Consider the following 25,189-nt stretch of genomic DNA (forward strand, 5'->3'; position numbering starts at 1 on the left):
GTGGCGTATACTACGCTTTCCTCTTTCAGAGTCAACCCTTAATTTCAGGATTTTTAACTCTCATCGCCGCCGGTACACTGTGAAGTTGTTCACATGTTCCGTGTCGATGGAGGCGCATTATAGGGAGTTCTGATGGTACCGCAATACCTAAATGACAGAAAAATGACTGACTGCTGCATTCCACAGCAAAACCCCGCTTTATACCCATTTACACACAGAGTTATCCACAAACGTGAGAAAACCCAAAAATTCGCGAGCGTTGCGCAAACGTTTTCGTTACAATGCCCGCGCTAAAACAAGGATGCCCCGTGAGGGGCGTTAGCTGAGTTTTTCGGTAAAAATTCAGCTAACGCTCTCTGTAATCGTCAAATCCAGGGGATTTACCATGCAACAACGTCGTCCAGTCCGCCGCGCTTTACTCAGCGTTTCTGATAAAGCCGGTATCGTCGAATTCGCACAGGCACTTTCCGCACGTGGTGTGGAGCTGCTGTCTACCGGCGGAACCGCTCGCCTGTTAGCAAATGAAGGTTTGCCGGTTACCGAAGTTTCCGATTACACCGGTTTCCCTGAAATGATGGACGGACGCGTTAAGACGCTGCACCCGAAAGTACATGGTGGGATCCTCGGCCGTCGCGGTCAGGATGATTCCATTATGGAAGCACACGGGATTGCCCCTATCGATATGGTTGTCGTTAACCTTTACCCGTTCGCCCAGGCCGTTGCCCGCGACGGCTGCTCTCTGGAAGATGCGGTTGAGAATATCGATATTGGTGGCCCAACGATGGTTCGCTCTGCTGCCAAGAACCATAAAGATGTGGCGATCGTAGTAAAGAGTAGCGACTACGCTTCTATTATTAGTGAGATGGATGCTCAGGAAGGCTCCCTCTCTCTCGAAACTCGTTTCGATCTCGCGATTAAATCCTTCGAACACACCGCAGCCTACGACAGCATGATTGCCAACTACTTCGGCAGCCTGGTCCCGGCCTACCACGGTGAAACCAAACAACCAGCCGGTCGCTTCCCGCGTACCCTCAACCTGAACTTCATTAAGAAGCAGGATATGCGCTACGGTGAAAACAGCCATCAGCAGGCTGCCTTCTATATAGAAGAAGAAATAAAGGAAGCGTCCGTCGCTACCGCACAACAGGTGCAGGGCAAAGCGCTTTCCTATAACAACATCGCCGATACCGATGCCGCCCTGGAATGTGTGAAGGAATTCAGCGAACCGGCCTGTGTGATCGTCAAGCACGCCAACCCATGCGGTGTGGCGGTTAGCGACTCCATTCTGGATGCCTACGATCGCGCATACAAAACCGACCCGACTTCTGCATTCGGCGGCATTATTGCCTTTAACCGCGAACTGGATGCCGAAACAGCGCAGTCCATCATCTCCCGCCAGTTTGTGGAAGTGATCATTGCGCCATCAGCGTCTGAAGACGCGCTGAAAATCACCGCAGCGAAACAAAACGTCCGCGTGCTGACCTGCGGCCAGTGGGATACCCGCCTGGCCGGTCTTGATTTCAAACGTGTTAACGGTGGCCTTCTGGTTCAGGACCGCGATTTGGGCATGGTGACAGCGGGTGAACTGCGCGTGGTCAGCAAACGACAGCCCAGCGAACAGGAACTGCGTGACGCGTTGTTCTGCTGGAAAGTGGCCAAGTTCGTTAAATCTAACGCCATCGTTTATGCCAAAGAGAACATGACCATTGGTATAGGCGCCGGTCAGATGAGCCGTGTGTACTCCGCGAAGATTGCCGGGATTAAAGCTGCCGATGAAGGCCTGGAAGTCAAAGGCTCCGCGATGGCGTCCGATGCCTTCTTCCCGTTCCGCGATGGTATTGATGCCGCGGCATCCGTAGGCGTGACTTGCGTTATACAGCCTGGCGGTTCCATCCGTGATGAAGAAGTCATCGCTGCGGCTGATGAACACGGCATCGCGATGATCTTCACTGACATGCGCCACTTCCGCCATTAATTCCCGGAGCAGACGATGAAAGTTTTAGTAATTGGTAACGGCGGGCGTGAACACGCCCTGGCGTGGAAAGCGGCACAGTCGTCGCTGGTTGAGACCGTATTCGTAGCACCGGGTAATGCGGGCACCGCACTTGAGCCGACGCTGCAAAACGTGGCGATTAGCGCCACCGATATTCCGGCGCTGCTGGACTTTGCTCTAAGTGAAAAGATTGGCCTGACTATCGTTGGTCCGGAAACGCCGCTGGTGCTGGGTGTCGTTGATGCATTCCGCAACGCGGGCCTGACCATTTTCGGCCCAACGCAAGCCGCGGCACAGTTGGAAGGTTCCAAGGCGTTCACCAAAGACTTCCTGGCACGCCATAAGATCCCAACGGCTGAATACCAGAATTTTACCGAGGTTGAACCCGCGCTGGTTTATTTGCGCGAGAAAGGTGCGCCGATCGTTATCAAAGCCGATGGTCTGGCCGCGGGTAAAGGCGTGATTGTCGCAATGACGCTGGAAGAAGCCGAAGCTGCGGTCCACGACATGCTGGCGGGTAATGCGTTTGGCGATGCGGGCCACCGGATCGTAATTGAAGAGTTTCTCGATGGTGAAGAAGCCAGCTTTATCGTGATGGTCGATGGCGAGAATGTACTGCCAATGGCCACCAGCCAGGATCATAAACGCGTAGGCGATGGCGATACCGGGCCAAATACCGGTGGCATGGGTGCGTATTCTCCGGCTCCAGTGGTGACCGACAACGTTCATCAGCGCACCATGGATCGCGTTATCTGGCCAACCGTGCGCGGCATGGCGGCGGAAGGCAACATCTATACCGGCTTCCTGTATGCCGGACTGATGATTGATAAAGAAGGCAATCCGAAGGTTATCGAGTTCAACTGCCGTTTCGGCGACCCGGAAACACAGCCTATTATGCTGCGCCTGCAGTCTGACCTGGTTGAATTGTGCCTCGCGGCCTGCGAAGGCAAACTGGATGAGAAAACGTCCCGCTGGGATCCACGCGCATCGCTTGGTGTGGTGATGGCCGCGGGAGGATATCCTGGCAACTATCGCAACGGCGACGAAATTCACGGTCTGCCGCTGGAAGAAGTTGAAGGCGGGAAAGTGTTCCAGGCTGGAACTACGCTGTCGAATGACGACCGCGTATTGACTAACGGCGGTCGCGTCCTTTGCGTCACGGCCTTGGGTGAAACCGTGGCCGATGCACAGAAACGGGCTTACCAGTTAATGCAGGATATTCACTGGGAAGGCTGTTTCAGTCGGAAAGATATTGGTTACCGCGCGATTGCGCGTGAGCAAGGCAAGTAATCCTGATAATTCGCCCTTTCCCGCGCGGAGAGGGCATTCTGCTTAGAAGCTCTTTTCCGTCGGCTGCCAGGTGCAGAAATCTTCATTTGCCACCAGCAACAGCTGCGAACCTTCCGGCGCTTCCAGCCACGCCACGCTCACTTCCACCGATGAATGACTCTGTCGTCGTTCGATGTGACTTATTGCATGCACTTCTAAATCAGGCTTAATCGTCTGCCCTTCGCAAGTCGTCACGGTGTGATTTGCATGCCAGCGTCCCTGACGCAGTACCACACGGCCCTGACGCAGTGCATCGCTGGTCTGGCGGATTTGCTGTGCCTGGTAGCGATATAACGCTATCTGGTCGTTTGAAAGCTGCTGTTTTTGCCCGTTGACTTCACGCTGCATAAAGCTCAGATCGCCGTGGTCATCAAAACGCACGCGAATGTGTTCCGGCGGCTTACTGTAGATATTAAGTTCAATCAGAGAGAGCGTATCGCCCTGCCAGCGGTATTCGCTGGTTGACGTGTTCCCGCTGCGCCACGGGCTGAATGCCGCGAGCATATGGGTTTCATTGTCGGAATCTTTACGCCAAATGCGCACTGCGCCTTGGTTGTCTGCATAACCGCTGGCAGTAAATGGCGGCAGAGACGAATTGTGGCTACAGGCAGACAGCAGCAACACGCCAGCCAGCATCAATGCGCGACGCCAGATAGACAAAAGGGGCGATACCGCCCCTTCGTTAAAACTGTTCACCGGCACGCGGTCTTACTTAACTGCGTCTTTCAGAGCTTTGCCAGAAACAAATGCCGGCACGTTAGCTGCGGCGATTTTGATTTCATTACCGGTCTGCGGGTTGCGGCCAGTACGCTCAGCGCGGTGGTTCACTTTGAAGGTACCGAAACCAACCAGTTGTACAGCATCACCTTCTTTCAGAGACTCAGTAATTGCAGCCAGAGTAGATTCCAGGGCAGATTTAGCCTGTGCTTTTGACAGGTCAGCCTTGTCCGCAATTACATCAATCAGTTGAGTCTTGTTCATATGTTATCCTTACAATGTGTTTATCGCTTGCTAAGCATCGAGTGCGACGGAAATGCCAAAAAAGCACTCTCCTGCATACACGCACCGATAGCCACTTTTTTTCGCCTTCCAAATGTAGACCAGACGGGGGGCAGATGTGAAGCCTTCAGGCACGACAATTCGGACTGAATGTCACGTTTTGTGGCTTCATTGATTAAAATTTATCCCGATATTACTCTCACCAGCCTCACGAAGGTCCGCGCGCAGCCCTTTTATCAGTTCAAGATCGCGTTCTTCGCACTCTGCCAGAAGTCTGAAAATTTCCCACTGGATGTCCCATTCCTGCTCAACTGCTGGATTTTCTTTCAGCTCTTCATCTGTCATTTCGCGACCGGCTTGGGTCATTTCAAGCATCGCGACGGTAGTGATCGAAGACTTGCTGACTTCAATGGCGTGCTCGAGGGTTTCACCACTCAGACGCGAATGCACCAGTTCACTCAACGCCACGCAGGCGTCAATTGCCGGGTACACACCGTACATGTCGAAATCATCCGCAACCGGGATCGCTTCTTCCAGCTTTTCGAGCTGGCTGTCGAAGTTTACCTTGGCGTCCTTCACAGTCAGGGTTTCCCAGATAAGATCGAGAATACGACGATAAATCTGCCCATCAGTAAATTCAGTCTGCTGACAGAACATGGCGTAGTTCGGATACATGCGCTCGCACAGGCAAGCCATGAAGGTCACATGCTGCCAGCTTTCCAGCTTCTCAAGGCGCAGATGAATCGGGTTTTGTAACATGATGAGCTCTCGAATGCGTTAATTAGCGGCAGTTTACCTGAATCAGGGCTGAATTGCTTGCCAACGCAGGAAGGCGGGCCTTTCGGAGGCAACCGCATCGGCCCAGCGGGTGGGTTCCGGTAGGCGATATCCCTGCGTGCAGCGCTGAACCCACGCCAACGCGCTGTCCTGGCTGACGCGATGTCCGGTGGCGATAAACAGCGGATTACAGCGCACTTTGCTGCGCCAGACCCAACCCAGTTGTTCCTGTTTATCCATCAGTGGTGCCAGTGCGCCCGGTTCGGCAGACAGCGGTTCGAACTTGCCGCACAGGCGTTTTTTCGCCACGCCAATCGTTGGAACGTCCACTAACAAACCAAAGTGGCTGGCGACACCCAAACGCCGCGGATGGGAAATCCCGTGACCATCGACAAACAGCAGGTCAGGTTTACGAGAAAGTTGTTCCCACGCCGTCAGCAGCGCGGGATATTCACGGAATGACAGGAAGCCAGGGATGTAAGGCATGGTGGTAGGAATACGCGCTATCTGGTATTCCACCAATTCGAGGTCCGGATAGGTCAGCAGGACGATGGCCGCGCGGGTTATCTCGCCACCCTGCTCGAATCCCACATCTGCACCGCCGATGAGCCTCGGAGGATCTGCAGAAAAACGATCCTCGCGGATCACGGACAATGCTAACGCCCGCTGTTGTTCACGAAGATCCGCCAGATCCATGCTTCGCCCTTAGCGGTGATACTGCGGCGACAGGCGGTGCACAGCGTCAACGAATGCGCCCGCGTGTTCCGGTGGAACATCCTGATGGATGCCATGCCCAAGGTTGAACACGTGGCCTTCTCCCTCGCCAAATCCAGCCAGAATGGTCGCCACTTCTTCTTCAATGCGTGCAGGCTGCGCGTACAGCATCGACGGATCCATATTGCCTTGCAGCGCAACTTTATGCCCCACGCGACGACGCGCATCGGCAATATCCGTGGTCCAGTCGAGGCCCAGCGCATCGCAGCCGGTTTCTGCCATCGCTTCCAGCCATTGCCCGCCGCCTTTGGTAAACAGTGTTACCGGCACGCGATGACCTTCGTTTTCACGCAGCAGGCCATCAATAATTTTGTGCATGTAGTAGAGGGAGAACTGCTGATAATCACGCCCGGTCAGCACGCCGCCCCAGGTGTCGAAAATCATCACCGATTGCGCCCCGGCTTTGATTTGCGCGTTCAGATACAACGTGACGCTTTTCGCCAGCTTATCGAGCAGCAAATGCAGCGCCTGCGGATCGGCATACATCATCTTCTTGATAACGGTAAACGCTTTACTGCTGCCACCTTCAACCATGTAAGTGGCCAGCGTCCACGGGCTGCCGGAGAAACCAATCAGCGGCACTTCGCCCTTCAGTTCTCGGCGAATGGTCCGTACCGCGTTCATCACGTAGCCCAGTTCCTGTTCAGGATCCGGCACTGGCAGCTTTTCGATATCAGCTTTGGTTTTCAGCGGGGAAGTAAAACGCGGGCCTTCACCGGTTTCAAAATACAGGCCCAGGCCCATCGCATCAGGAATCGTCAGAATGTCCGAGAAGAGGATCGCCGCGTCCAGCGGGAAACGCCGCAGTGGCTGCAACGTCACTTCGCAGGCCAGCTCCGCGTTCTTGCACAGCGACATAAAATCGCCCGCTTCGGCACGCGTGGCTTTGTACTCCGGCAAATAGCGGCCCGCTTGTCTCATCATCCAGACAGGGGTGATATCAACAGGCTGGCGCATCAGCGCACGCAGATAACGATCGTTCTTCAGTTCGGTCATGTTTGCAGTTCCTTTATGCATCATGCGAGAAGTGTACCATCACTCATAGTCTGCCCGACACATCGCCACCGTATCTTCAATCAAACGGCGCGCCACGGTTCCCGGCGGAGGCAGCAACGGCAGATTGTCGTAGCGATACCAGTTGGCTTCAATCAGCTCTTTCGGGTCGATAACGATATCGCCACTATCGTAGTCAGCCATATACGCTGTCATCAGCGACTGCGGGAACGGCCACGGTTGCGAGGTCACATAGCGAAGATTTTTAACGCGGATGCTGCTCTCTTCCATCACTTCTCGAGCCACCGCCTGTTCGAGGGTTTCCCCGACTTCAACAAACCCCGCCAGCACCGTGTGCACGCCGTTGCGATGGCGCGTGTGCTGGGCCAGCAGAATCGAATCATCACGGCGGATAGCCACAATAATGCACGGCGCAATTTGCGGGTAATAACGCTCGCGGCAGTGACTGCACAGCATCGCCCATTCGGTTTTGCTCGGGTGCATGCTGTGCCCGCAGTATCCGCAGAATTTATGGGAACGATAAAATTCCGTCAGCTGAACACCGCGCCCGGCAAGCTGGAACAAACCCACATCCTGATCCAGCACCTGGCGAACCGTGCCCATATCCTGGCGTCGCGCCTGCTGAATCAGCCACACGGGTTCGCCCTGCCATTCCCCGATAGGCATCGCATTCAGACCGACAAGATCGAATTTTTCCGCCTCGCCATGCGGCAACTCGCCGCCAGGCAGCCATAATTTCTGTTCGTGACTGACTATCCACCAGCCGCGATCTAATTTTTCAATTATACGATCCATATCTATTGCACTACCTTCGCTTCACTGGCACTTTGTTAACAGTGCTTTTACATTTTTGGGTGAGCCGGTTTTGCTCTTTCACATGCGGAGTCCATCATGCTAAACCAGTTAGAAAGCCTGACAGAGCGCGTCGGCGGCAGCCACCAACTTGTCGATCAATGGCTCCAGGTGCGTAAACAATTGCTCGTCGCCTATTACAATCTGGTTGGCATTAAGCCTGGCAAAGGATCGTATATGCGTCTTAACGAGAAAGCACTGGACGATTTTTGTCAGCGCCTGGTGGATTATCTCTCCGCCGGCCATTTCAGTATTTATGAACGCATTGTCGGCGAATTGAAAGGTGAAAACCCACTTTTGACGGCAACAAAGCTCTATCCGCAACTCGAAGGCAACACTCAGCAAATTATGGACATGTATGATTCCAGCCTGGAAACCGCCATTGATGACGACAATTGCATGGAGTTTCAAGGGGCGTTATCCAGCCTCGGCGAAGCCCTCGCCGCCCGGTTTACGCTGGAAGACAGCCTGATTGCGCTGGCACTGGATAACAAGCTAAACGGCAGCGCGAACGATGAAAATCAGATTGCGCGTCCGGCTTGAGTTCTTAAGCATTAACGAGTAATTTACATTCTTCACCTCGCCGCTGGCGGGGGTTTATCTTGTCGGAGTGCCCATTTGGGCTGAGACCGTTAATTCGGGATCCGCGGAACCTGATCAGGTTAGTACCTGCGAAGGGAACAAGAGTCACCTTTAGTACACGCAGTCATTCTGGTTGTATCAAGGCGGCAACTGAGCGAATCTCCAGGCGCTTACACAAATAAGTGACCTGGGGTGAACGAAGGCAGCCAACGCAGAAACAGCCTGAATGATAAGTGCACCTCTTGATTCATCCGTCGTCTGACAAGCCATTTCCTTCATACACTGGAATGCGCTATGTCTACTACCAAACTCTCCCGCCGCGAACAGCGTGCACACGCCCAACACTTTATCGATACCCTCGAAGGTACGGCTTTCCCCAATTCGAAACGGATTTACCTCCAGGGTTCTCGCGATGATATTCGTGTGCCGATGCGCGAAATTCAGCTCAGCCCAACGCTCCTTGGCGGCGCCAAAGGTAACCCCCAGTTCGAACAAAACGAAGCCGTGCCGGTGTATGACACTTCCGGCCCGTATGGCGATCCGGATATTGCGATCAACGTGCAGCAGGGCCTGGCCAAAGTGCGCCAGCCGTGGATTGACGCACGCCATGACAGCGAACCGTTGGACGAACGCAGCTCCGCTTATACCAAACAACGTCTGGCCGACGACGGTCTCGACGAACTGCGGTTCACCGGCCTGCTGACGCCCAAACGCGCCGTCGCGGGCAAATGCGTGACCCAGCTGTACTACGCCCGTCAGGGCATCGTCACCCCTGAAATGGAGTTTATTGCCATTCGCGAAAACATGGGCCGCGAGCGCATTCGCGGCGAAGTGTTACGCCACCAGCATCCAGGCGAAGGTTTTGGCGCGCGTCTGCCAGAAAACATCACCCCTGAATTTGTACGCGATGAAGTCGCCGCAGGCCGCGCCATCATTCCAGCCAACATCAATCACCCGGAATCTGAACCGATGATCATCGGCCGCAATTTCCTGGTGAAGGTTAACGCCAATATCGGCAACTCGGCGGTCACGTCGTCCATCGAAGAAGAAGTGGAAAAACTGGTATGGTCGACGCGTTGGGGCGCGGACACGGTGATGGATTTATCCACCGGGCGCTACATCCACGAAACCCGTGAGTGGATCCTGCGCAACAGCCCGGTGCCGATTGGCACAGTGCCGATTTATCAGGCGCTGGAGAAGGTGAACGGTATTGCCGAAGACCTGACATGGGAAGCGTTCCGCGACACGCTTCTGGAACAGGCGGAACAGGGTGTAGATTACTTCACCATTCACGCGGGCGTGCTGCTGCGCTACGTGCCGATGACCGCCAAACGCCTGACCGGCATCGTTTCCCGCGGCGGCTCGATCATGGCGAAATGGTGTCTGTCGCACCATCAGGAAAACTTTTTGTATCAGCATTTCCGCGAGATTTGCGAAATCTGCGCCGCGTACGATGTGTCCCTCTCGCTGGGCGACGGCCTGCGCCCTGGCTCAATTCAGGATGCCAACGATGAAGCACAGTTTGCCGAACTGCATACCCTTGGCGAACTGACCAAAATCGCCTGGGAATACGACGTACAGGTGATGATTGAAGGCCCGGGCCACGTGCCAATGCAGATGATCCGCCGCAACATGACCGAAGAGCTGGAACACTGCCACGAAGCGCCATTCTACACTCTGGGGCCGTTAACCACCGATATCGCACCGGGCTACGACCATTTCACTTCCGGGATTGGCGCAGCGATGATTGGCTGGTTCGGCTGCGCGATGCTGTGCTACGTCACGCCAAAAGAGCACCTCGGCTTACCGAATAAAGAAGATGTTAAACAAGGGCTCATCACCTACAAAATTGCCGCTCACGCAGCTGACCTCGCGAAGGGTCATCCGGGCGCGCAAATCCGCGATAACGCCATGTCAAAAGCGCGCTTTGAATTCCGCTGGGAAGACCAGTTCAACCTGGCGCTCGATCCGTTCACCGCTCGCGCTTATCACGACGAAACCCTGCCGCAGGAGTCCGGCAAAGTGGCGCACTTCTGCTCGATGTGCGGGCCGAAGTTTTGCTCGATGAAAATCTCCCAGGAAGTACGCGACTACGCGGCGGCGCAGACCATCGAAGTGGGTATGGCCGATATGTCTGAAAATTTTCGCGCCAAAGGTGGTGAAATCTATCTGCGCAAGGAGGAAGCCTGATGATTCAGCCTGATTTCCCTACGGTGCCGCAGCGCCTGGGCCTTTATCCGGTTGTCGACAGCGTGGAGTGGATTGCGCGTTTGCTGGACAGTGGCGTGCGCACGCTCCAGCTGCGCATAAAAGACAAGACCGATGACGAGGTGGAAGCAGACGTAATCGCAGCCATTGCTCTGGGCCGCCGCTATCGCGCCCGGCTGTTTATCAATGATTACTGGCGGCTGGCAGTGAAACATCGGGCCTACGGGGTGCATCTCGGCCAGGAAGATTTGGCCGTAACAGACCTGGATGGTATCCGTGACGCAGGCCTGCGGCTCGGCGTTTCGACGCATGACGATATGGAAATTGACGTAGCGCTGGCGGCGAAACCGTCGTACATCGCGCTGGGCCACGTTTTTCCGACACAAACCAAACAGATGCCGTCAGCCCCGCAAGGGCTGGCGCAGCTGGCCGAACACATCGCGCGGTTGAATGATTATCCGACGGTGGCAATTGGTGGCATCAGCCTCGAACGCGCCCCATCAGTGCTGGCCACCGGTGTCGGCAGTATTGCGGTCGTCAGCGCCATTACTCAGGCGCAGGACTGGCAGTTGGCCACCGCGCAACTGCTGGAAATGGCGGGAGCTGGCGATGAATGACCACCAGTTTATGCGCTACAGCCGCCAGATCCTGGTCGATGATATCGCGATTGAAGGGCAGCAGAAGCTACTTGCCAGCCGGGTGCTGATTATTGGCCTCGGCGGTCTGGGCTCACCAGCAGCGCTGTATCTGGCCGGAGCGGGCATCGGCACGCTCGTACTGGCCGATGATGACCACGTTCACATCAGTAATTTGCAGCGACAAATCCTGTATACGTCGGCAGATATAGACCAACCCAAATCGGAAGCCACCCGACGGCGGCTTTCGCAACTCAACCCGGATATTACGCTTATCGCGCTGAATCAGCGCCTCAGCGGGGAGCCACTTCGCCAGCAGGTTCAACAGGCCGATGTGGTACTCGACTGTACCGATACGATGGCAAGTCGCCAGGCGATCAACGCCGCCTGCGTTGCACACGGCACACCGTTGATCATTGCCAGCGCCGTCAGCTTTGGCGGACAGTTGATGGTTGTCGCCCCGCCACTGACGCATGGCTGTTATCGCTGCCTGTGGCCCGATGAACTGGAGCCCGAACGCAACTGCCGCACCGCCGGGATCGTCGGTCCGGTTGTCGGCGTGATGGGCACGTTGCAGGCGTTAGAAGCCATCAAATTACTGAGCGGAATGGAAACGGCGCAGGACATCCTGCGTCTGTTCGATGGGCGTTCTGGCAACTGGCGATCGCTGACCCGAACGCGCTCAGTAGATTGCCCGGTATGCGGAGGCGCTGATGCATATTCTGGTTAACGATGAGCACGTGAAATGTGAAACCGGACTGCACGTGGCTGCGCTGCTGACACAGCTCGGCCAGGACAAACCCGGCGTCGCGCTGGCGCTCAACCAGCAGATTTTGCCGCGCGCCCAATGGGCGGAACGTTCGTTGCAGGAAGGCGATGCGCTCCTGCTTTTTCAGGTCATCGCCGGAGGCTGACATGTTACATATTGCCGATAAAACCTTTGAATCACACCTGTTCACCGGCACCGGGAAATTTGCGTCACCTGAGTTGATGGTCGATTCCATTCGGGCCTCTGGCAGCCAACTGGTCACACTGGCGATGAAGCGCATTAACCTTCGTCAGCATAATGATGCCATTCTCCAGCCGCTGCAGGATGCTGGCGTTTCACTTTTGCCGAATACATCCGGCGCCAAAACGGCGGAAGAAGCCGTGTTTGCCGCCCGTCTGGCGCGCGAGGCGCTGGGCACGAACTGGCTCAAACTGGAAATTCATCCTGATGCCCGCTGGCTGTTGCCGGATCCGATCGAAACGCTGAAGGCTGCGGAATTGCTGGTAAAAGAAGGGTTTGTGGTCCTGCCTTACTGCGGTGCCGATCCGGTCCTGTGCAAACGTCTTGAGGAAGTCGGCTGCGCGGCGGTGATGCCGCTGGGCGCACCGATTGGTTCAAATCAGGGGCTAGAAACCCGGGCGATGCTGGAAATCATTATTGCGCAGGCAACGGTTCCAGTGGTTGTGGATGCGGGGATTGGCGTGCCGAGCCATGCCGCGCAGGCGCTGGAAATGGGGGCTGATGCGGTGTTGGTCAATACAGCGATTGCAGTGGCAGATTCTCCCGTTCAGATGGCCATCGCCTTTCGCCTTGCGGTAGAAGCAGGCGTGTTGGCACGTGAGGCTGGGCCAGGAGCCAGAAGCAGGCAGGCTCAGGCCACCAGCCCGCTGACCGGTTTTCTGGAGGCGTTGTGATGGCCACCTTCACTGAACGCTGGCGACAGCTAGACTGGGATGACATACGACTGAAAATCCACAGTAAAACGGCGGTGGACGTGGAGCGGGCCCTCGCTGCTCGTCAGCTCACCCGAGACCATTTCATTGCCCTGCTCTCCCCTGCGGCCGATGCGTATCTTGAGCCGCTTGCCCAGCGGGCACAGCAGCTGACCCGCCAGCGTTTTGGCAATACCGTCAGTTTCTACGTTCCACTGTATCTGTCGAATCTCTGTGCCAACGACTGCACCTACTGCGGCTTTTCAATGAGCAACCGTATCAAGCGCAAGACACTGGATTCACTGGAAATTAGCCGAGAATGCGAGGCGATCCGCGCGATGGGCTTTGAGCATCTGCTTTTGGTCACCGGCGAGCATCAGGCGAAAGTGGGTATGGATTATTTTCGTCGCCATCTGCCGGATATTCGCCGCCGATTTTCGTCAATGCAGATGGAGGTTCAACCCCTGTCGCAGGCTGAGTATGCCGAACTGAAAGCGCTGGGACTCGATGGCGTGATGGTCTATCAGGAAACGTATCACGAGACGATGTATGCGCGACATCATCTGAAAGGCAACAAACAGGATTTCATCTGGAGACTGGAAACGCCCGACAGATTGGGTAAAGCGGGGATTGATAAAATCGGTCTCGGGGCGCTAATTGGACTTTCCGACAGCTGGCGCGTGGATTGCTATATGGTGGCGGAGCATCTGCTCTGGTTACAGAAGCATTATTGGCAGAGCCGCTACTCCATCTCGTTTCCCCGTTTGCGGCCCTGCGCTGGAGGCATTGAACCCGCATCGTTAATGGATGAACGCCAGTTGGTACAAACCATCTGCGCGTTTCGCCTGTTGTCGCCAGACATTGAGCTATCACTGTCGACCCGTGAATCGCCAGCGTTTCGCGATCGGGTGATCCCCATCGCCATCAATAACGTCAGCGCATTTTCCAAAACGCAGCCCGGCGGCTATGCCGACAATCATCCTGAACTGGAGCAGTTTTCGCCGCATGATGGACGCCGTCCGCAAGAGGTCGCTCAGGCGTTAATCGCACACGGTTTGCAGCCTGTCTGGAAAGATTGGGACAGCTGGCTGGGGCGTTCCTCGCAATAATATGGTAACGATTATCAGTCGGCATAAAAGGCGCTGAAGCGTCCACGCAAAGCCGATCATTACGCGTTGTTGCGGCATTCTTTACGCCGTACGCTGCCCTGGTCAGCAAAGGTTGTTGACCAGGGCGGTTGTTCCTCCCCCTTCCGCCCTGCCTTCAGCCGTTTATGTTACGCATATACATGGCATGAATAGTTGCTTGTGTTGATGCCGAGAGAATCTTCTGTCTCGCTTGCCGGCACCAACGGGCACTACATGCGCGCTCCACGAGCAAACATGGATTGCGCTAAAAGCGAGTTCGCCCCCCATCAACCGGCTCCGGTATGAAAAAGTTGCCGTTCGTACCTGGCGTGAGGCAGTTTGCACGTCATGTTCAGTAGCGGGCTTGGTGAATGGGAATATGGAGCCCGTGGATCAGCTGATAATCAAGGTTGACGAAACACGTTATAAAGCCAAACGGCAAGGCAAAAACCAGATTCTGCGCTGCAGTCCGACGTAATCCCTTCTTTTTGTATAAACCCGCTACGGCAGGCTATTTTGTCAGCACCAGCCAAACTGTAACCGGTTTCATTCTTTTGCGGCTATCTTTGTGATGGCTTACACACAATCACCGTAAAGCGGTTGTTGAATGCCGCGTCACGCGATAAAGATGGAGCATCAAGGACCATGAGGGCGAGTTATGAAGAACATTGTTTTATGCTGTGCAGCAGGCATGTCTACCAGCATGCTGGTTCAACGTATGAAAGACGCGGCTCAGAAGAAAGGCGTCGAAGTCACTATCAAAGCAGTCCCTGTTGCCGAATTTAAAGACAACATCGACGCAGCAGATATCGTGCTGCTGGGACCACAGGTCAAGTATGAACTGGCTAAACTCCAGGCACAGGCCGAGCCGCTGGGTAAGAAAGTCGCGGTTATCGATATGATGGATTACGGCATGATGAAAGGCGATGTCGTTCTTGAGAAAGCCCTCAAGCTGATGGAGTGAGATGTGGAAGATTTAGAAACGATTATCATGGAGCTACTGGTAAATGCCGGTGCTGCACGTAGTTCTGCATTAACCGCACTGCAGCTCGCTCGTAAAGGTGATTTTGCTGCAGCGGAGCAGTCAATGGTTGAGTCGCGTGAATTTGTGAAACATGCGCACACCATTCAAACCCAGCTGATTGGCCTCGACGAAGGTACAGGCAAACTGCCGGTTAACCTGATTACCGTTCATTCTCAGGATCACCTGATGAACGCAATGGTGATTCAGGATCTGGCGGGCGATATGATTGAACTGTACCGCCGCCTGCCGCTGGTAAACTAATAATACGATTGACCTCAGTCAGACAAGATGCCCGCGATGCGGGCATTTTTGTTTTTGTCGCCAAACGACAGCCATAAAAAAACCCGCCGAAGCGGGTTTTTATTTAGCGTTATCAGCAACGATTAATCGTTGTCGGAGCCGCCGAGGCCTGCGTTCAGCAGTTCTGCCAGGCTGGCAGACGCATCTTCAGCAGTCACCTGCGGTGCGGCAGGTGCATCACCCGCAGCACGGCGACGGATACGATCCTGATGGTACGCGTAACCGGTACCCGCTGGGATCAGACGACCCACGATGACGTTCTCTTTCAGACCGCGCAGTTCATCGCGTTTGCCCGCAACGGCTGCTTCGGTCAGTACGCGAGTGGTCTCCTGGAACGATGCCGCAGAGATGAACGACTCGGTAGCCAAGGACGCTTTGGTGATACCCAGCAGATCACGCGCATAAGTTGCGCTGATTTTGCCACCCGCTTCCAGATCGCGGTTAGCGATCTTAACGCGGGAGTATTCAACCTGCTCACCTTCGAGGAAGTCGGAGCTGCCTGCATTCGCGATGGTTGCTTTACGCAGCATCTGACGCACGATAACTTCGATGTGCTTATCGTTAATCTTAACGCCTTGCAGACGGTAAACTTCCTGCACTTCGTTAGTGATATAACGAGTCACCGCGTGAACACCACGCAGACGCAGAATGTCGTGTGGCGCTTCTGGGCCATCGGACACTACGTCACCGCGTTCTACGCGCTCACCTTCGAACACGTTGAGCTGACGCCATTTCGGAATCATCTCTTCGTACGCATCGCTGCCATCAATCGGGGAGATCACCAGACGGCGTTTACCTTTGGTTTCTTTACCGAAGGAAATGATACCGCTGATTTCTGCCAGAATTGCCGGCTCTTTCGGACGACGAGCTTCGAACAGATCCGCAACGCGTGGCAGACCACCGGTGATGTCCTTGGTACCACTGGATTCCTGAGGAATACGCGCCAGCGCGTCACCAGAGTGAATCTGAGTGCCATCATCCAACTGAACAATCGCTTTACCTGGCAGGAAGTACTGAGCCGGCATATCAGTGCCCGGGATCAGAACGTCGTTGCCTTTGGCATCGATGATTTTCAGTGCAGGACGCAGGTCTTTACCACCGGCGGTACGTTCTGCAGAATCCAGAACCACCAGGGAAGACAGACCGGTCAGTTCGTCGGTCTGACGAGTAATCGTCTGGCCGTCGACCATGTCAGTGAAGCGAATGAAACCAGACACTTCAGTGATAACCGGCATGGTATGCGGATCCCAGTTTGCTACGGTCTCGCCGCCAGCAACCTGCTCACCATCGCCTTTGCCCATAACAGCACCGTAAGGCACTTTATAGCTTTCTTTGGTACGACCGAATTCGTCGATCAGTTTCAGCTCGGTGTTACGAGAGGTCACAACCAGCTTACCAGCGGAGTTAACAACCGACTTGGCATTAGACAGCTTGATGCTACCCTTGTTTTTCACCTGAATGCTGGATTCAGCAGCCGCACGAGATGCCGCACCACCGATGTGGAACGTACGCATCGTCAGCTGTGTACCCGGTTCACCGATGGACTGTGCCGCGATAACACCAACTGCTTCACCTTTGTTGATGATGTGGCCACGCGCCAGGTCACGACCATAGCAGTGCGCACATACACCAAAATCGGTGTCACAAGATACAACAGAGCGAACCTTCACGGAGTCAACAGAGTTAGCTTCGAGCAGGTCACACCAGTGTTCGTGCAGCAGCGTGTTACGCGGAACAAGAATGTCCGCGGTACCCGGCTTCAGAATGTCTTCTGCAGTCACACGGCCCAGAACACGATCACGCAGCGGCTCTTTAACATCACCACCCTCGATAACCGGGGTCATGGTGATACCTTCGAGGGTGCCACAATCGTCTTCGGTAACAACCAGATCCTGTGCAACGTCAACCAGACGACGCGTCAGATAACCGGAGTTCGCTGTTTTCAGTGCGGTATCCGCCAGACCTTTACGAGCACCGTGAGTGGAGATGAAGTACTGGAGTACGTTCAGACCTTCACGGAAGTTCGCGGTGATTGGCGTTTCGATGATGGAGCCATCCGGCTTCGCCATCAGACCACGCATACCTGCCAGCTGACGAATCTGTGCTGCAGAACCACGCGCACCGGAGTCGGCCATCATGTAGATGCTGTTGAAGGAAACCTGCTGCTCTTCAACGCCGTCACGGTTAATGACGGTTTCAGTCTGCAGGTTATCCATCATCGCTTTGGAAACACGATCGTTCGCCGCAGCCCAGATATCGATAACTTTGTTGTAGCGTTCGCCCGCGGTTACCAGACCAGACTGGAACTGCTCCTGGATCTCAGCAACTTCAGCTTCTGCTTCAGAGATGATCTCATGTTTCTTCTCTGGGATAACCATGTCGTCGATACCTACGGACGCACCTGAGCGCGCTGCATAGGCAAAACCGGTGTACATGGTCTGGTCAGCAAAGATAACGGTCGGCTTCAGGCCCAGAATGCGGTAACAGGTGTTCAGCATTTTGGAGATAGCTTTCTTGCCCAGCGCCTGGTTGACGATGGAGAAAGGCAGACCTTTCGGTACGATCATCCACAGAATCGCACGACCCACGGTCGTATCGATGATGCTGGTTTTCGCAACAAACTCGTCCTGAGCGTCTTTTTCGTATTCGGTAATACGCACTTTAACGCGCGCATGCAGAGAGGCCAAGCCAGCGCGATAGATACGCTCTGCTTCTTTAGGGCCAGTCAGCACCATGCCTTCGCCTTTGGCGTTAACACAGTCACGGGTCATGTAGTACAGACCCAATACAACGTCCTGAGAAGGAACGATGATTGGCTCGCCGTTCGCAGGTGACAGGATGTTGTTAGTAGACATCATCAGCGCACGCGCTTCGAGCTGGGCTTCCAGCGTCAGCGGTACGTGAACAGCCATCTGGTCACCATCGAAGTCGGCGTTATATGCCGCACAAACCAGCGGGTGCAGCTGAATTGCTTTACCTTCGATCAGAACCGGTTCAAACGCCTGGATACCCAAACGGTGCAGAGTTGGTGCACGGTTCAGCAGTACCGGGTGTTCGCGGATAACTTCGTCCAGGATATCCCAAACGACAGCTTCTTCGCGCTCAACCATTTTCTTAGCGGCTTTGATGGTGGTGGCCAGGCCACGCAGTTCCAGCTTGCCGTAGATGAACGGTTTGAACAGTTCCAGTGCCATTTTCTTAGGCAGACCGCACTGATGCAGACGCAGGTATGGACCTACGGTGATTACAGAACGACCGGAGTAGTCAACACGCTTACCGAGCAGGTTCTGACGGAAACGACCCTGTTTACCTTTGATCATATCGGCCAAAGATTTCAGAGGACGCTTGTTAGAACCGGTGATCGCACGACCGCGACGACCGTTATCCAGCAAGGCATCAACCGCTTCCTGCAACATACGTTTTTCGTTACGTACGATGATATCTGGCGCAGCCAGATCCAGCAGGCGTTTCAAACGGTTGTTACGGTTGATAACGCGACGATACAGATCGTTCAGATCCGACGTTGCGAAACGACCGCCGTCCAGCGGAACTAATGGACGCAGATCTGGCGGCAGAACCGGCAGAACTGTCAGGATCATCCACTCTGGTTTGTTACCAGACTGAACGAACGCTTCCAGCAGTTTGATACGCTTGGTCAGCTTTTTACGCTTGGTTTCAGAGTTGGTTTCATTCAGCTCTTCGCGAAGAGTTTCACACTCTTGCTCCAGATCCATGCTCTTCAGCAGGGCCTGGATAGCTTCCGCACCCATCTTCGCGTCGAATTCGTCACCAAACTCTTCCAGCGCATCCAGATACTGCTCTTCAGTCAGGATCTGATTGCGTTCCAGGTTGGTCATGCCGCCTTCGATAACAACATAAGATTCGAAGTACAGTACGCGTTCGATATCACGCAGTGGCATATCGAGCAGAAGACCGATACGGGACGGCAGAGATTTCAGGAACCAGATGTGGGCAGTCGGAGACGCCAGCTCAATGTGGCCCATGCGCTCACGACGCACTTTGGTTTGGGTCACTTCAACGCCGCACTTCTCACAGATAACACCACGGTGTTTCAGGCGCTTGTACTTACCGCACAAGCACTCATAGTCTTTTACCGGCCCAAAAATACGGGCGCAGAAGAGACCGTCACGTTCAGGTTTGAACGTACGGTAGTTGATGGTTTCCGGCTTTTTCACTTCACCGAAAGACCATGAACGGATCATGTCTGGCGATGCCAGAGCAATTTTGATCGCATCAAACTCTTCGGTTTTAGTTTGCGCTTTCAGAAACTTTAATAAGTCTTTCACGGATTTGCTCCCGTCGGAGTTAGCACAATCTGGCGCCGGGTATTACCCCGGCACCAGTGACCTGTTTGAGCGAGAGTTACTCGTCTTCCAGTTCGATGTTGATACCCAGCGAACGGATTTCTTTCAACAATACGTTGAAGGATTCCGGCATGCCCGGTTCCATCTGATGGTTGCCGTCCACGATGTTTTTATACATCTTAGTACGACCATTCACGTCATCAGACTTAACGGTGAGCATTTCCTGCAGGGTGTATGCTGCGCCATATGCTTCCAGCGCCCACACTTCCATCTCACCGAAGCGCTGACCACCGAACTGTGCCTTACCACCCAGCGGCTGCTGAGTAACGAGGCTATAAGAACCGGTGGAACGAGCGTGCATCTTGTCATCGACCAAGTGGTTCAGTTTCAGCATGTACATGTAACCTACGGTTACCTGACGCTCAAACTGCTCACCGGTACGACCATCGAACAGTGTAATCTGACCGGAAGAAGGCAGACCGCCGAGCTCCAGGAGCTCTTTGATTTCTGACTCTTTCGCACCATCGAAGACCGGAGTCGCGATTGGCATACCTTTTTTCAGGTTATCAGCCAGACGCAGAACTTCGTCATCGGTGAAGGTGCTCAGGTCGACTTTCTGACGAATGTCGGTACCCAGATCGTAGGCACGCTGGATGAATTCGCGCAGTTTCGCGACTTCTTCTTGCTGCTTCAACATGGCGTTGATTTTCTCGCCGATGCCTTTGGCAGCCATACCCAGGTGAGTTTCCAGGATCTGACCGATGTTCATACGAGACGGTACACCCAGCGGGTTCAGTACGATGTCTACCGGCGTACCGTTAGCATCGTGCGGCATATCTTCGATCGGGTTGATCTTAGAGATAACACCCTTGTTACCGTGACGACCCGCCATTTTATCACCAGGCTGGATCTGACGTTTAACGGCCAGATACACCTTAACAATCTTCAGCACGCCTGGTGCCAGATCGTCGCCCTGAGTGATTTTGCGGCGTTTCGCTTCGAGTTTCTTCTCGAACTCGTGCTTCAGTTCGTCGTACTGTTCAGCCAGCTGTTCCAGCTGATTTTGTTTCGCTTCGTCGGTCAGACCGAGTTCCAGCCAGCGATCGCGTGGCAGTTTGTCGAGCTTCTCAGCTTCAACACCACCGGCAACCAGCACAGCGTAGATACGGCTAAACAGGCCAGCTTCGAGGATCTGCAATTCTTCAGACAGGTCTTTCTTCGCCTGCTTCAGCTGCATCTCTTCGATTTCCAGCGCACGTTTGTCTTTTTCCACGCCATCGCGGGTAAAGACCTGAACGTCGATAATCGTACCGGAAACACCGTTTGGTACGCGCAGAGAAGAGTCTTTAACGTCAGACGCTTTCTCACCGAAGATTGCACGCAGCAGTTTCTCTTCTGGCGTCAGCTGGGTTTCACCTTTAGGCGTTACCTTACCAACCAGAATATCGCCGCCGGTCACTTCCGCACCGATGTAGACGATACCGGATTCATCAAGTTTAGAGAGCGCAGCTTCACCCACGTTAGGGATGTCAGCGGTGATCTCTTCTGGCCCCAGCTTGGTGTCGCGGGACACACATGCCAGTTCCTGAATGTGAATCGTGGTGAAACGATCTTCCTGAACCACACGCTCGGAGACCAAGATGGAGTCTTCGAAGTTGTAGCCGTTCCACGGCATGAACGCTACGCGCATGTTCTGACCGAGCGCCAGCTCACCGAGGTCGGTGGACGGGCCATCTGCCAGCACGTCGCCGCGCTCAATTGGTTCGCCCAGGTTTACACACGGCATCTGGTTGATGCAGGTGTTCTGGTTAGAACGGGTGTATTTGGTCAGGTTATAGATGTCGATACCTGCTTCGCCCGGGTACATCTCGTCTTCGTTAACTTTGATAACGATACGGGACGCATCCACGTACTGAACGGTACCGCCACGTTTGGCAACGGCGGTTACGCCGGAGTCAACCGCTACAGCACGTTCCATACCGGTACCAACCAGCGGCTTATCAGCACGCAGAGTTGGAACCGCTTGACGTTGCATGTTCGCACCCATCAATGCACGGTTAGCATCATCGTGTTCCAGGAACGGGATCAGGGACGCACCGACGGAAACCACCTGTTGAGTGGAAACGTCCATGTAGTCAACCTGGTCACGGCTGAACAGACTTGATTCGCCTTTGCTACGACAAGTAACCAAGTCTTCTTCAAAGTGGTTTTCGTCATCCAGGTTGGAGTTCGCCTGAGCAATGACGTAGTTACCTTCTTCGATAGCAGACAGGTAGTGAATTTCGTCGGTCACAGCACCGTCAGTCACTTTACGGTACGGAGTCTCGAGGAAACCGTATTCGTTCGTCTGTGCGTACACGGACAGTGAGTTGATCAGACCGATGTTTGGACCTTCAGGCGTTTCGATTGGACATACGCGACCATAGTGAGTCGGGTGTACGTCTCGAACTTCGAAGCCCGCACGTTCACGGGTCAGACCGCCTGGGCCGAGGGCAGAAATACGACGCTTGTGCGTGATTTCAGACAACGGGTTGTTCTGGTCCATAAACTGAGACAGCTGGCTGGAACCAAAGAACTCTTTCACCGCCGCCGAAATCGGCTTGGCATTGATCATGTCCTGAGGCATCAAGGTATCGAGATCGCCCAGAGACAGACGTTCTTTCACCGCACGCTCTACACGCACCAAGCCAACACGGAACTGGTTTTCCGCCATTTCGCCAACGGAACGGATACGACGGTTGCCGAGGTGGTCGATATCATCCACTTCGCCCTGGCCGTTACGAATACCGATCAGTTTACGCATAACCTGGATGATGTCGTCTTTGCTCAGGATGCCTGAACCTTCGATTTCATCACGCAGCAGAGAACGGTTGAACTTCATACGACCAACCGCAGACAAGTCATAGCGGTCTTCGGAGAAGAACAGGTTCTCAAACAGGTTTTCAGCCGCTTCGCGAGTTGGTGGCTCACCAGGACGCATCATACGGTAGATCTCAACCAGCGCGCTTAAGCGGTCGTTGGTTGGGTCAACACGAATGGTCTCGGACATGTATGCGCCGTGATCCAGGTCGTTGGTGAACAGCGTCTCGATACGCTTGTGACCAGACTGGCTCAGCTTAGCCAGCAGATCCAGGCTCAGCTCCATGTTCGCCGGGCAGATCAGCTCGCCAGTGGACGCATCGACGTAGTCTTTTGCAGCCACTTTGCCAGCGATATACTCAACCGGAACTTCGATGAGTTTAATGTCATCTTTTTCCAGCTGGCGAATGTGGCGGGCGGTGATACGACGAGCTTTCTCGATGTACACCTTACCGTTTGCTTCGATGTCGAAGGTGGCAGTTTCACCACGCAGACGCTCAGGAATGAGTTCCATCTGCAGCTTGTTATCACGGATTTCGAAAATAACTTTTTCGAAGAACAGATCAAGGATCTGCTCTGTGGTGTAACTCAGCGCACGCAGGATGATGGTCGCAGGCAGCTTACGACGACGGTCGATACGGACAAACAGGTTGTCTTTCGGATCGAACTCGAAGTCCAGCCAAGAACCACGGTAAGGGATGATACGTGCGTTATAAAGCACTTTACCCGAAGAGTGGGTTTTACCCTTATCGCTGTCAAAGAAGACGCCCGGGCTACGGTGCAACTGAGAAACGATAACACGCTCAGTACCGTTGATGACGAAGGTACCGTTATCGGTCATGAGCGGAATTTCGCCCATGTACACTTCTTGTTCTTTAATGTCTTTTACTGTGCCTTCCGGCGCTTCACGCTCATAAATCACCAGACGCAGTTTAACGCGCAGGGGAGCGGAATAGGTCACGCCGCGAATCTGACATTCTTTAACGTCAAATACAGGCTCGCCCAGACGATAGCTCACATACTGCAGCTCTGAATTGCCGCTGTAGCTCGCGATCGGGAACACGGAACGGAAAGCCGCTTCGAGACCATACTGACCTTCAGGATCTTGCTCGATGAACTTCTGGAACGAGTCAAGCTGGATAGAAAGGAGATAAGGTATGTCCAGAACTTGTGGACGTTTACCAAAATCCTTACGAATACGTTTTTTCTCGGTATAGGAGTAAACCATAGGGTTCCTCAGCTCGCTGACAAGTCGACCGACTCTGCCCATTAGAGGGGCAGTTTATGCAACACTATTTTGTGGACCGGAAAATGGAATACTTTCCGCAATACCTGTTGCTATCACGCTTAAACCATTTCATTGCGGTTTACACAAGGCGAGCACCCTGTCGCAATATATTAAGTCGTCGATAGAAACATGCATTGTCAGGACAGCCAGCAGTCAAACAGTGTGAAATGCTACTGGCGCCTTACAGCGCAAAAAGGCTGGTGACTAAAAAGTCACCAGCCATCAGCCTAATTACTCAGGCTGCAACCGGAAAGGTTGGCTTATTTAACTTCAACTTCTGCGCCAGCTTCTTCCAGAGCTTTTTTCAGTGATTCTGCGTCATCTTTGCTCACGCCTTCTTTCAGAGCGGCTGGAGCAGATTCAACGAGGTCTTTAGCTTCTTTCAGACCCAGGCCAGTTGCGCCACGCACAGCTTTGATAACTGCAACTTTGTTAGCGCCGATAGCTTTCAGAATTACGTCGAATTCAGTTTTTTCTTCAGCAGCTTCAGCTGGGCCTGCAGCAACAGCTACAGCGGCAGCAGCGGAAACACCGAATTTTTCTTCCATTGCAGAGATCAGTTCTACAACGTCCATTACAGACATAGCGGATACTGCTTCAATGATTTGATCTTTAGTGATAGACATTTAAATTGTTCCTGAAAATCAGAATTAGTTTATACGTAAGCCAATGCGTTATAAAGATAACTGCGATTAAGCAGCTTCTTTCGCATCGCGTACAGCAGCCAGAGTGCGAACCAGTTTGCCAGCCGAAGCTTCTTTCATGGTTGCCATCAGGCGTGCAATTGCTTCGTCGTAGGTTGGCAGTGTAGCCAGGCGATCGATTTGCGATGCCGGGATCAACTCACCTTCAAAGGCTGCGGCTTTGACCTCAAATTTTGCATTCGCTTTCGCGAAATCTTTGAACAGACGAGCAGCTGCGCCCGGGTGTTCCATAGAATATGCAATCAGGGTCGGACCAACAAACGTGTCTTTCAGGCACTCAAACTGAGAACCTTCAACGACGCGGCGCAGCAGGGTGTTACGAACAACACGCATGTATACGCCAGCTTCACGGCCTGCTTTACGCAGTTCGGTCATTTTGTCTACAGTAACGCCACGGGAATCCGCAACTACTGCAGACAGCGCACCTTTGGCTACTTCGCTGACTTCAGCAACAATCGCTTGTTTGTCTTGAAGATTTAAAGCCATTAGCTTTGCTCCTGGATGTTTGCCAGAGATTATCTCTGGAACTCACTTCACTCTTTCCAACGAAAGAGCGTCTTAATACGGTGAGCAGAAACAAGCCAAAGAGTATCAAAAATAATCTTAGCGTTCTGTCACCGTCTACGCAGGGTATTAAGTTTCTGACGAAACGCCTGCGGTCTTCGACGGAGGCCTGGATTAGGCCAGGCTCCAACGAA

The 25,189-nt window shown here is 53.9% G+C and carries 21 protein-coding genes and 1 riboswitch; of the genes, 11 read left to right on the top strand and 10 right to left on the bottom strand.

The genetic code is table 11. The annotated features are described in order from the left end of the window. Positions 1-385: 385 nt before the first annotated feature. Together purH and purD are read left to right on the top strand one after the other, a co-directional pair. Positions 386-1,975 (top strand): bifunctional phosphoribosylaminoimidazolecarboxamide formyltransferase/IMP cyclohydrolase, encoded by a 1,590-nt coding sequence (gene purH, locus MUU46_RS00360; protein ID WP_258964463.1) that lies wholly within the window; start codon positions 386-388, stop codon positions 1,973-1,975. Between the two features lie 15 nt (positions 1,976-1,990). Beyond that, positions 1,991-3,283 carry a phosphoribosylamine--glycine ligase gene (purD, locus tag MUU46_RS00365; protein ID WP_258964464.1) on the top strand — a complete coding sequence of 431 codons (1,293 nt, stop codon included), beginning with the start codon at positions 1,991-1,993 and terminating at the stop codon, positions 3,281-3,283. 42 nt (positions 3,284-3,325) lie between these two features. Here purD and MUU46_RS00370 read toward each other — a convergent pair whose 3' ends face one another. The 6 genes from MUU46_RS00370 to nudC form a co-directional block, all read right to left on the bottom strand. Next, positions 3,326-4,018 (bottom strand): DUF1481 domain-containing protein, encoded by a 693-nt coding sequence (locus tag MUU46_RS00370; protein WP_159762014.1) that lies wholly within the window; start codon positions 4,016-4,018, stop codon positions 3,326-3,328. A gap of 12 nt (positions 4,019-4,030) precedes the next feature. After that, the gene (hupA, locus tag MUU46_RS00375) at positions 4,031-4,303 is read right to left on the bottom strand and encodes a nucleoid-associated protein HU-alpha (protein ID WP_159762011.1); all 273 of its coding nucleotides are present in this window, start codon (positions 4,301-4,303) and stop codon (positions 4,031-4,033) included. Between the two features lie 186 nt (positions 4,304-4,489). After that, complete coding sequence (locus MUU46_RS00380; RefSeq protein ID WP_125355507.1) at positions 4,490-5,080, bottom strand: YjaG family protein; 591 nt, start codon at positions 5,078-5,080, stop codon at positions 4,490-4,492. A 42-nt stretch (positions 5,081-5,122) separates the two neighbouring features. Continuing rightward, the gene (gene nfi, locus MUU46_RS00385) at positions 5,123-5,794 is read right to left on the bottom strand and encodes a deoxyribonuclease V (protein WP_258964465.1); all 672 of its coding nucleotides are present in this window, start codon (positions 5,792-5,794) and stop codon (positions 5,123-5,125) included. Between the two features lie 9 nt (positions 5,795-5,803). Further along, complete coding sequence (gene hemE, locus MUU46_RS00390; RefSeq protein WP_258964466.1) at positions 5,804-6,868, bottom strand: uroporphyrinogen decarboxylase; 1,065 nt, start codon at positions 6,866-6,868, stop codon at positions 5,804-5,806. Positions 6,869-6,907: 39 nt separating this feature from the next. After that, positions 6,908-7,681, bottom strand: a complete 774-nt coding sequence (gene nudC / locus MUU46_RS00395) for an NAD(+) diphosphatase (RefSeq protein WP_159762008.1) — start codon at positions 7,679-7,681, stop codon at positions 6,908-6,910. Positions 7,682-7,777: 96 nt separating this feature from the next. Between nudC and rsd the strand changes: the two genes are divergently transcribed. The 9 genes from rsd (at position 7,778) to MUU46_RS00440 (ending at position 15,276) form a co-directional block, all read left to right on the top strand. Next, positions 7,778-8,281: a sigma D regulator gene (gene rsd, locus MUU46_RS00400; RefSeq protein WP_258964467.1), complete on the top strand. Its 504-nt coding sequence runs from the start codon at positions 7,778-7,780 to the stop codon at positions 8,279-8,281. 53 nt (positions 8,282-8,334) lie between these two features. Then, positions 8,335-8,435: riboswitch (TPP riboswitch) on the top strand. A gap of 179 nt (positions 8,436-8,614) precedes the next feature. Beyond that, the gene (gene thiC / locus MUU46_RS00405; RefSeq protein WP_159762006.1) at positions 8,615-10,510 is read left to right on the top strand and encodes a phosphomethylpyrimidine synthase ThiC; all 1,896 of its coding nucleotides are present in this window, start codon (positions 8,615-8,617) and stop codon (positions 10,508-10,510) included. Next, a complete protein-coding gene (gene thiE, locus MUU46_RS00410) occupies positions 10,510-11,145 on the top strand; it encodes a thiamine phosphate synthase (RefSeq protein ID WP_258964468.1) in 636 nt (211 codons plus the stop codon). The genes thiC and thiE overlap by 1 nt, the downstream gene beginning before the upstream one ends. Next, entirely contained in the window at positions 11,138-11,893 is a 756-nt protein-coding gene (locus MUU46_RS00415) for a HesA/MoeB/ThiF family protein (protein ID WP_258964469.1), read from the top strand. The genes thiE and MUU46_RS00415 overlap by 8 nt, the downstream gene beginning before the upstream one ends. Next, positions 11,877-12,077: a sulfur carrier protein ThiS gene (gene thiS, locus MUU46_RS00420; RefSeq protein WP_258964470.1), complete on the top strand. Its 201-nt coding sequence runs from the start codon at positions 11,877-11,879 to the stop codon at positions 12,075-12,077. Before MUU46_RS00415 ends, thiS begins: the two co-directional genes overlap by 17 nt. Position 12,078: 1 nt before the next feature. Further along, entirely contained in the window at positions 12,079-12,846 is a 768-nt protein-coding gene (gene thiG, locus MUU46_RS00425) for a thiazole synthase (RefSeq protein ID WP_159762002.1), read from the top strand. After that, entirely contained in the window at positions 12,846-13,973 is a 1,128-nt protein-coding gene (thiH, locus tag MUU46_RS00430) for a 2-iminoacetate synthase ThiH (RefSeq protein ID WP_258964471.1), read from the top strand. The genes thiG and thiH overlap by 1 nt, the downstream gene beginning before the upstream one ends. Before the next feature lie 676 nt (positions 13,974-14,649). Then, a complete protein-coding gene (locus tag MUU46_RS00435; RefSeq protein ID WP_110512494.1) occupies positions 14,650-14,955 on the top strand; it encodes a PTS sugar transporter subunit IIB in 306 nt (101 codons plus the stop codon). A 3-nt stretch (positions 14,956-14,958) separates the two neighbouring features. Beyond that, complete coding sequence (locus MUU46_RS00440) at positions 14,959-15,276, top strand: PTS lactose/cellobiose transporter subunit IIA (protein WP_110512493.1); 318 nt, start codon at positions 14,959-14,961, stop codon at positions 15,274-15,276. 122 nt (positions 15,277-15,398) lie between these two features. On the opposite strand, the gene rpoC is transcribed toward MUU46_RS00440, so the two are convergent. The 4 genes from rpoC to rplJ form a co-directional block, all read right to left on the bottom strand. Next, positions 15,399-19,622: a DNA-directed RNA polymerase subunit beta' gene (gene rpoC, locus MUU46_RS00445; protein ID WP_159761999.1), complete on the bottom strand. Its 4,224-nt coding sequence runs from the start codon at positions 19,620-19,622 to the stop codon at positions 15,399-15,401. 76 nt (positions 19,623-19,698) lie between these two features. Further along, positions 19,699-23,727: a DNA-directed RNA polymerase subunit beta gene (gene rpoB / locus MUU46_RS00450; RefSeq protein ID WP_159761998.1), complete on the bottom strand. Its 4,029-nt coding sequence runs from the start codon at positions 23,725-23,727 to the stop codon at positions 19,699-19,701. Between the two features lie 320 nt (positions 23,728-24,047). Beyond that, positions 24,048-24,413 (bottom strand): 50S ribosomal protein L7/L12, encoded by a 366-nt coding sequence (gene rplL, locus MUU46_RS00455; RefSeq protein ID WP_159761997.1) that lies wholly within the window; start codon positions 24,411-24,413, stop codon positions 24,048-24,050. 66 nt (positions 24,414-24,479) lie between these two features. Beyond that, entirely contained in the window at positions 24,480-24,977 is a 498-nt protein-coding gene (gene rplJ, locus MUU46_RS00460) for a 50S ribosomal protein L10 (RefSeq protein ID WP_110512489.1), read from the bottom strand. Between the last annotated feature and the right edge of the window lie 212 nt (positions 24,978-25,189).

Origin of the sequence: Scandinavium tedordense (assembly GCF_024764965.1) — a bacterium.
Taxonomy (GTDB): domain Bacteria; phylum Pseudomonadota; class Gammaproteobacteria; order Enterobacterales; family Enterobacteriaceae; genus Scandinavium; species Scandinavium tedordense.

Coding starts and splice junctions, on each gene's coding strand:
- purH (WP_258964463.1), top strand. CDS start 386: ATGCAACAACGTCGTCCAGTCCGCCGCGCTTTACTCAGCGTTTCTGAT.
- purD (WP_258964464.1), top strand. CDS start 1,991: ATGAAAGTTTTAGTAATTGGTAACGGCGGGCGTGAACACGCCCTGGCG.
- hupA (WP_159762011.1), bottom strand. CDS start 4,303: ATGAACAAGACTCAACTGATTGATGTAATTGCGGACAAGGCTGACCTG.
- MUU46_RS00380 (WP_125355507.1), bottom strand. CDS start 5,080: ATGTTACAAAACCCGATTCATCTGCGCCTTGAGAAGCTGGAAAGCTGG.
- nfi (WP_258964465.1), bottom strand. CDS start 5,794: ATGGATCTGGCGGATCTTCGTGAACAACAGCGGGCGTTAGCATTGTCC.
- hemE (WP_258964466.1), bottom strand. CDS start 6,868: ATGACCGAACTGAAGAACGATCGTTATCTGCGTGCGCTGATGCGCCAG.
- nudC (WP_159762008.1), bottom strand. CDS start 7,681: ATGGATCGTATAATTGAAAAATTAGATCGCGGCTGGTGGATAGTCAGT.
- rsd (WP_258964467.1), top strand. CDS start 7,778: ATGCTAAACCAGTTAGAAAGCCTGACAGAGCGCGTCGGCGGCAGCCAC.
- thiC (WP_159762006.1), top strand. CDS start 8,615: ATGTCTACTACCAAACTCTCCCGCCGCGAACAGCGTGCACACGCCCAA.
- thiE (WP_258964468.1), top strand. CDS start 10,510: ATGATTCAGCCTGATTTCCCTACGGTGCCGCAGCGCCTGGGCCTTTAT.
- MUU46_RS00415 (WP_258964469.1), top strand. CDS start 11,138: ATGAATGACCACCAGTTTATGCGCTACAGCCGCCAGATCCTGGTCGAT.
- thiS (WP_258964470.1), top strand. CDS start 11,877: ATGCATATTCTGGTTAACGATGAGCACGTGAAATGTGAAACCGGACTG.
- thiG (WP_159762002.1), top strand. CDS start 12,079: ATGTTACATATTGCCGATAAAACCTTTGAATCACACCTGTTCACCGGC.
- thiH (WP_258964471.1), top strand. CDS start 12,846: ATGGCCACCTTCACTGAACGCTGGCGACAGCTAGACTGGGATGACATA.
- MUU46_RS00435 (WP_110512494.1), top strand. CDS start 14,650: ATGAAGAACATTGTTTTATGCTGTGCAGCAGGCATGTCTACCAGCATG.
- rpoB (WP_159761998.1), bottom strand. CDS start 23,727: ATGGTTTACTCCTATACCGAGAAAAAACGTATTCGTAAGGATTTTGGT.
- rplL (WP_159761997.1), bottom strand. CDS start 24,413: ATGTCTATCACTAAAGATCAAATCATTGAAGCAGTATCCGCTATGTCT.
- rplJ (WP_110512489.1), bottom strand. CDS start 24,977: ATGGCTTTAAATCTTCAAGACAAACAAGCGATTGTTGCTGAAGTCAGC.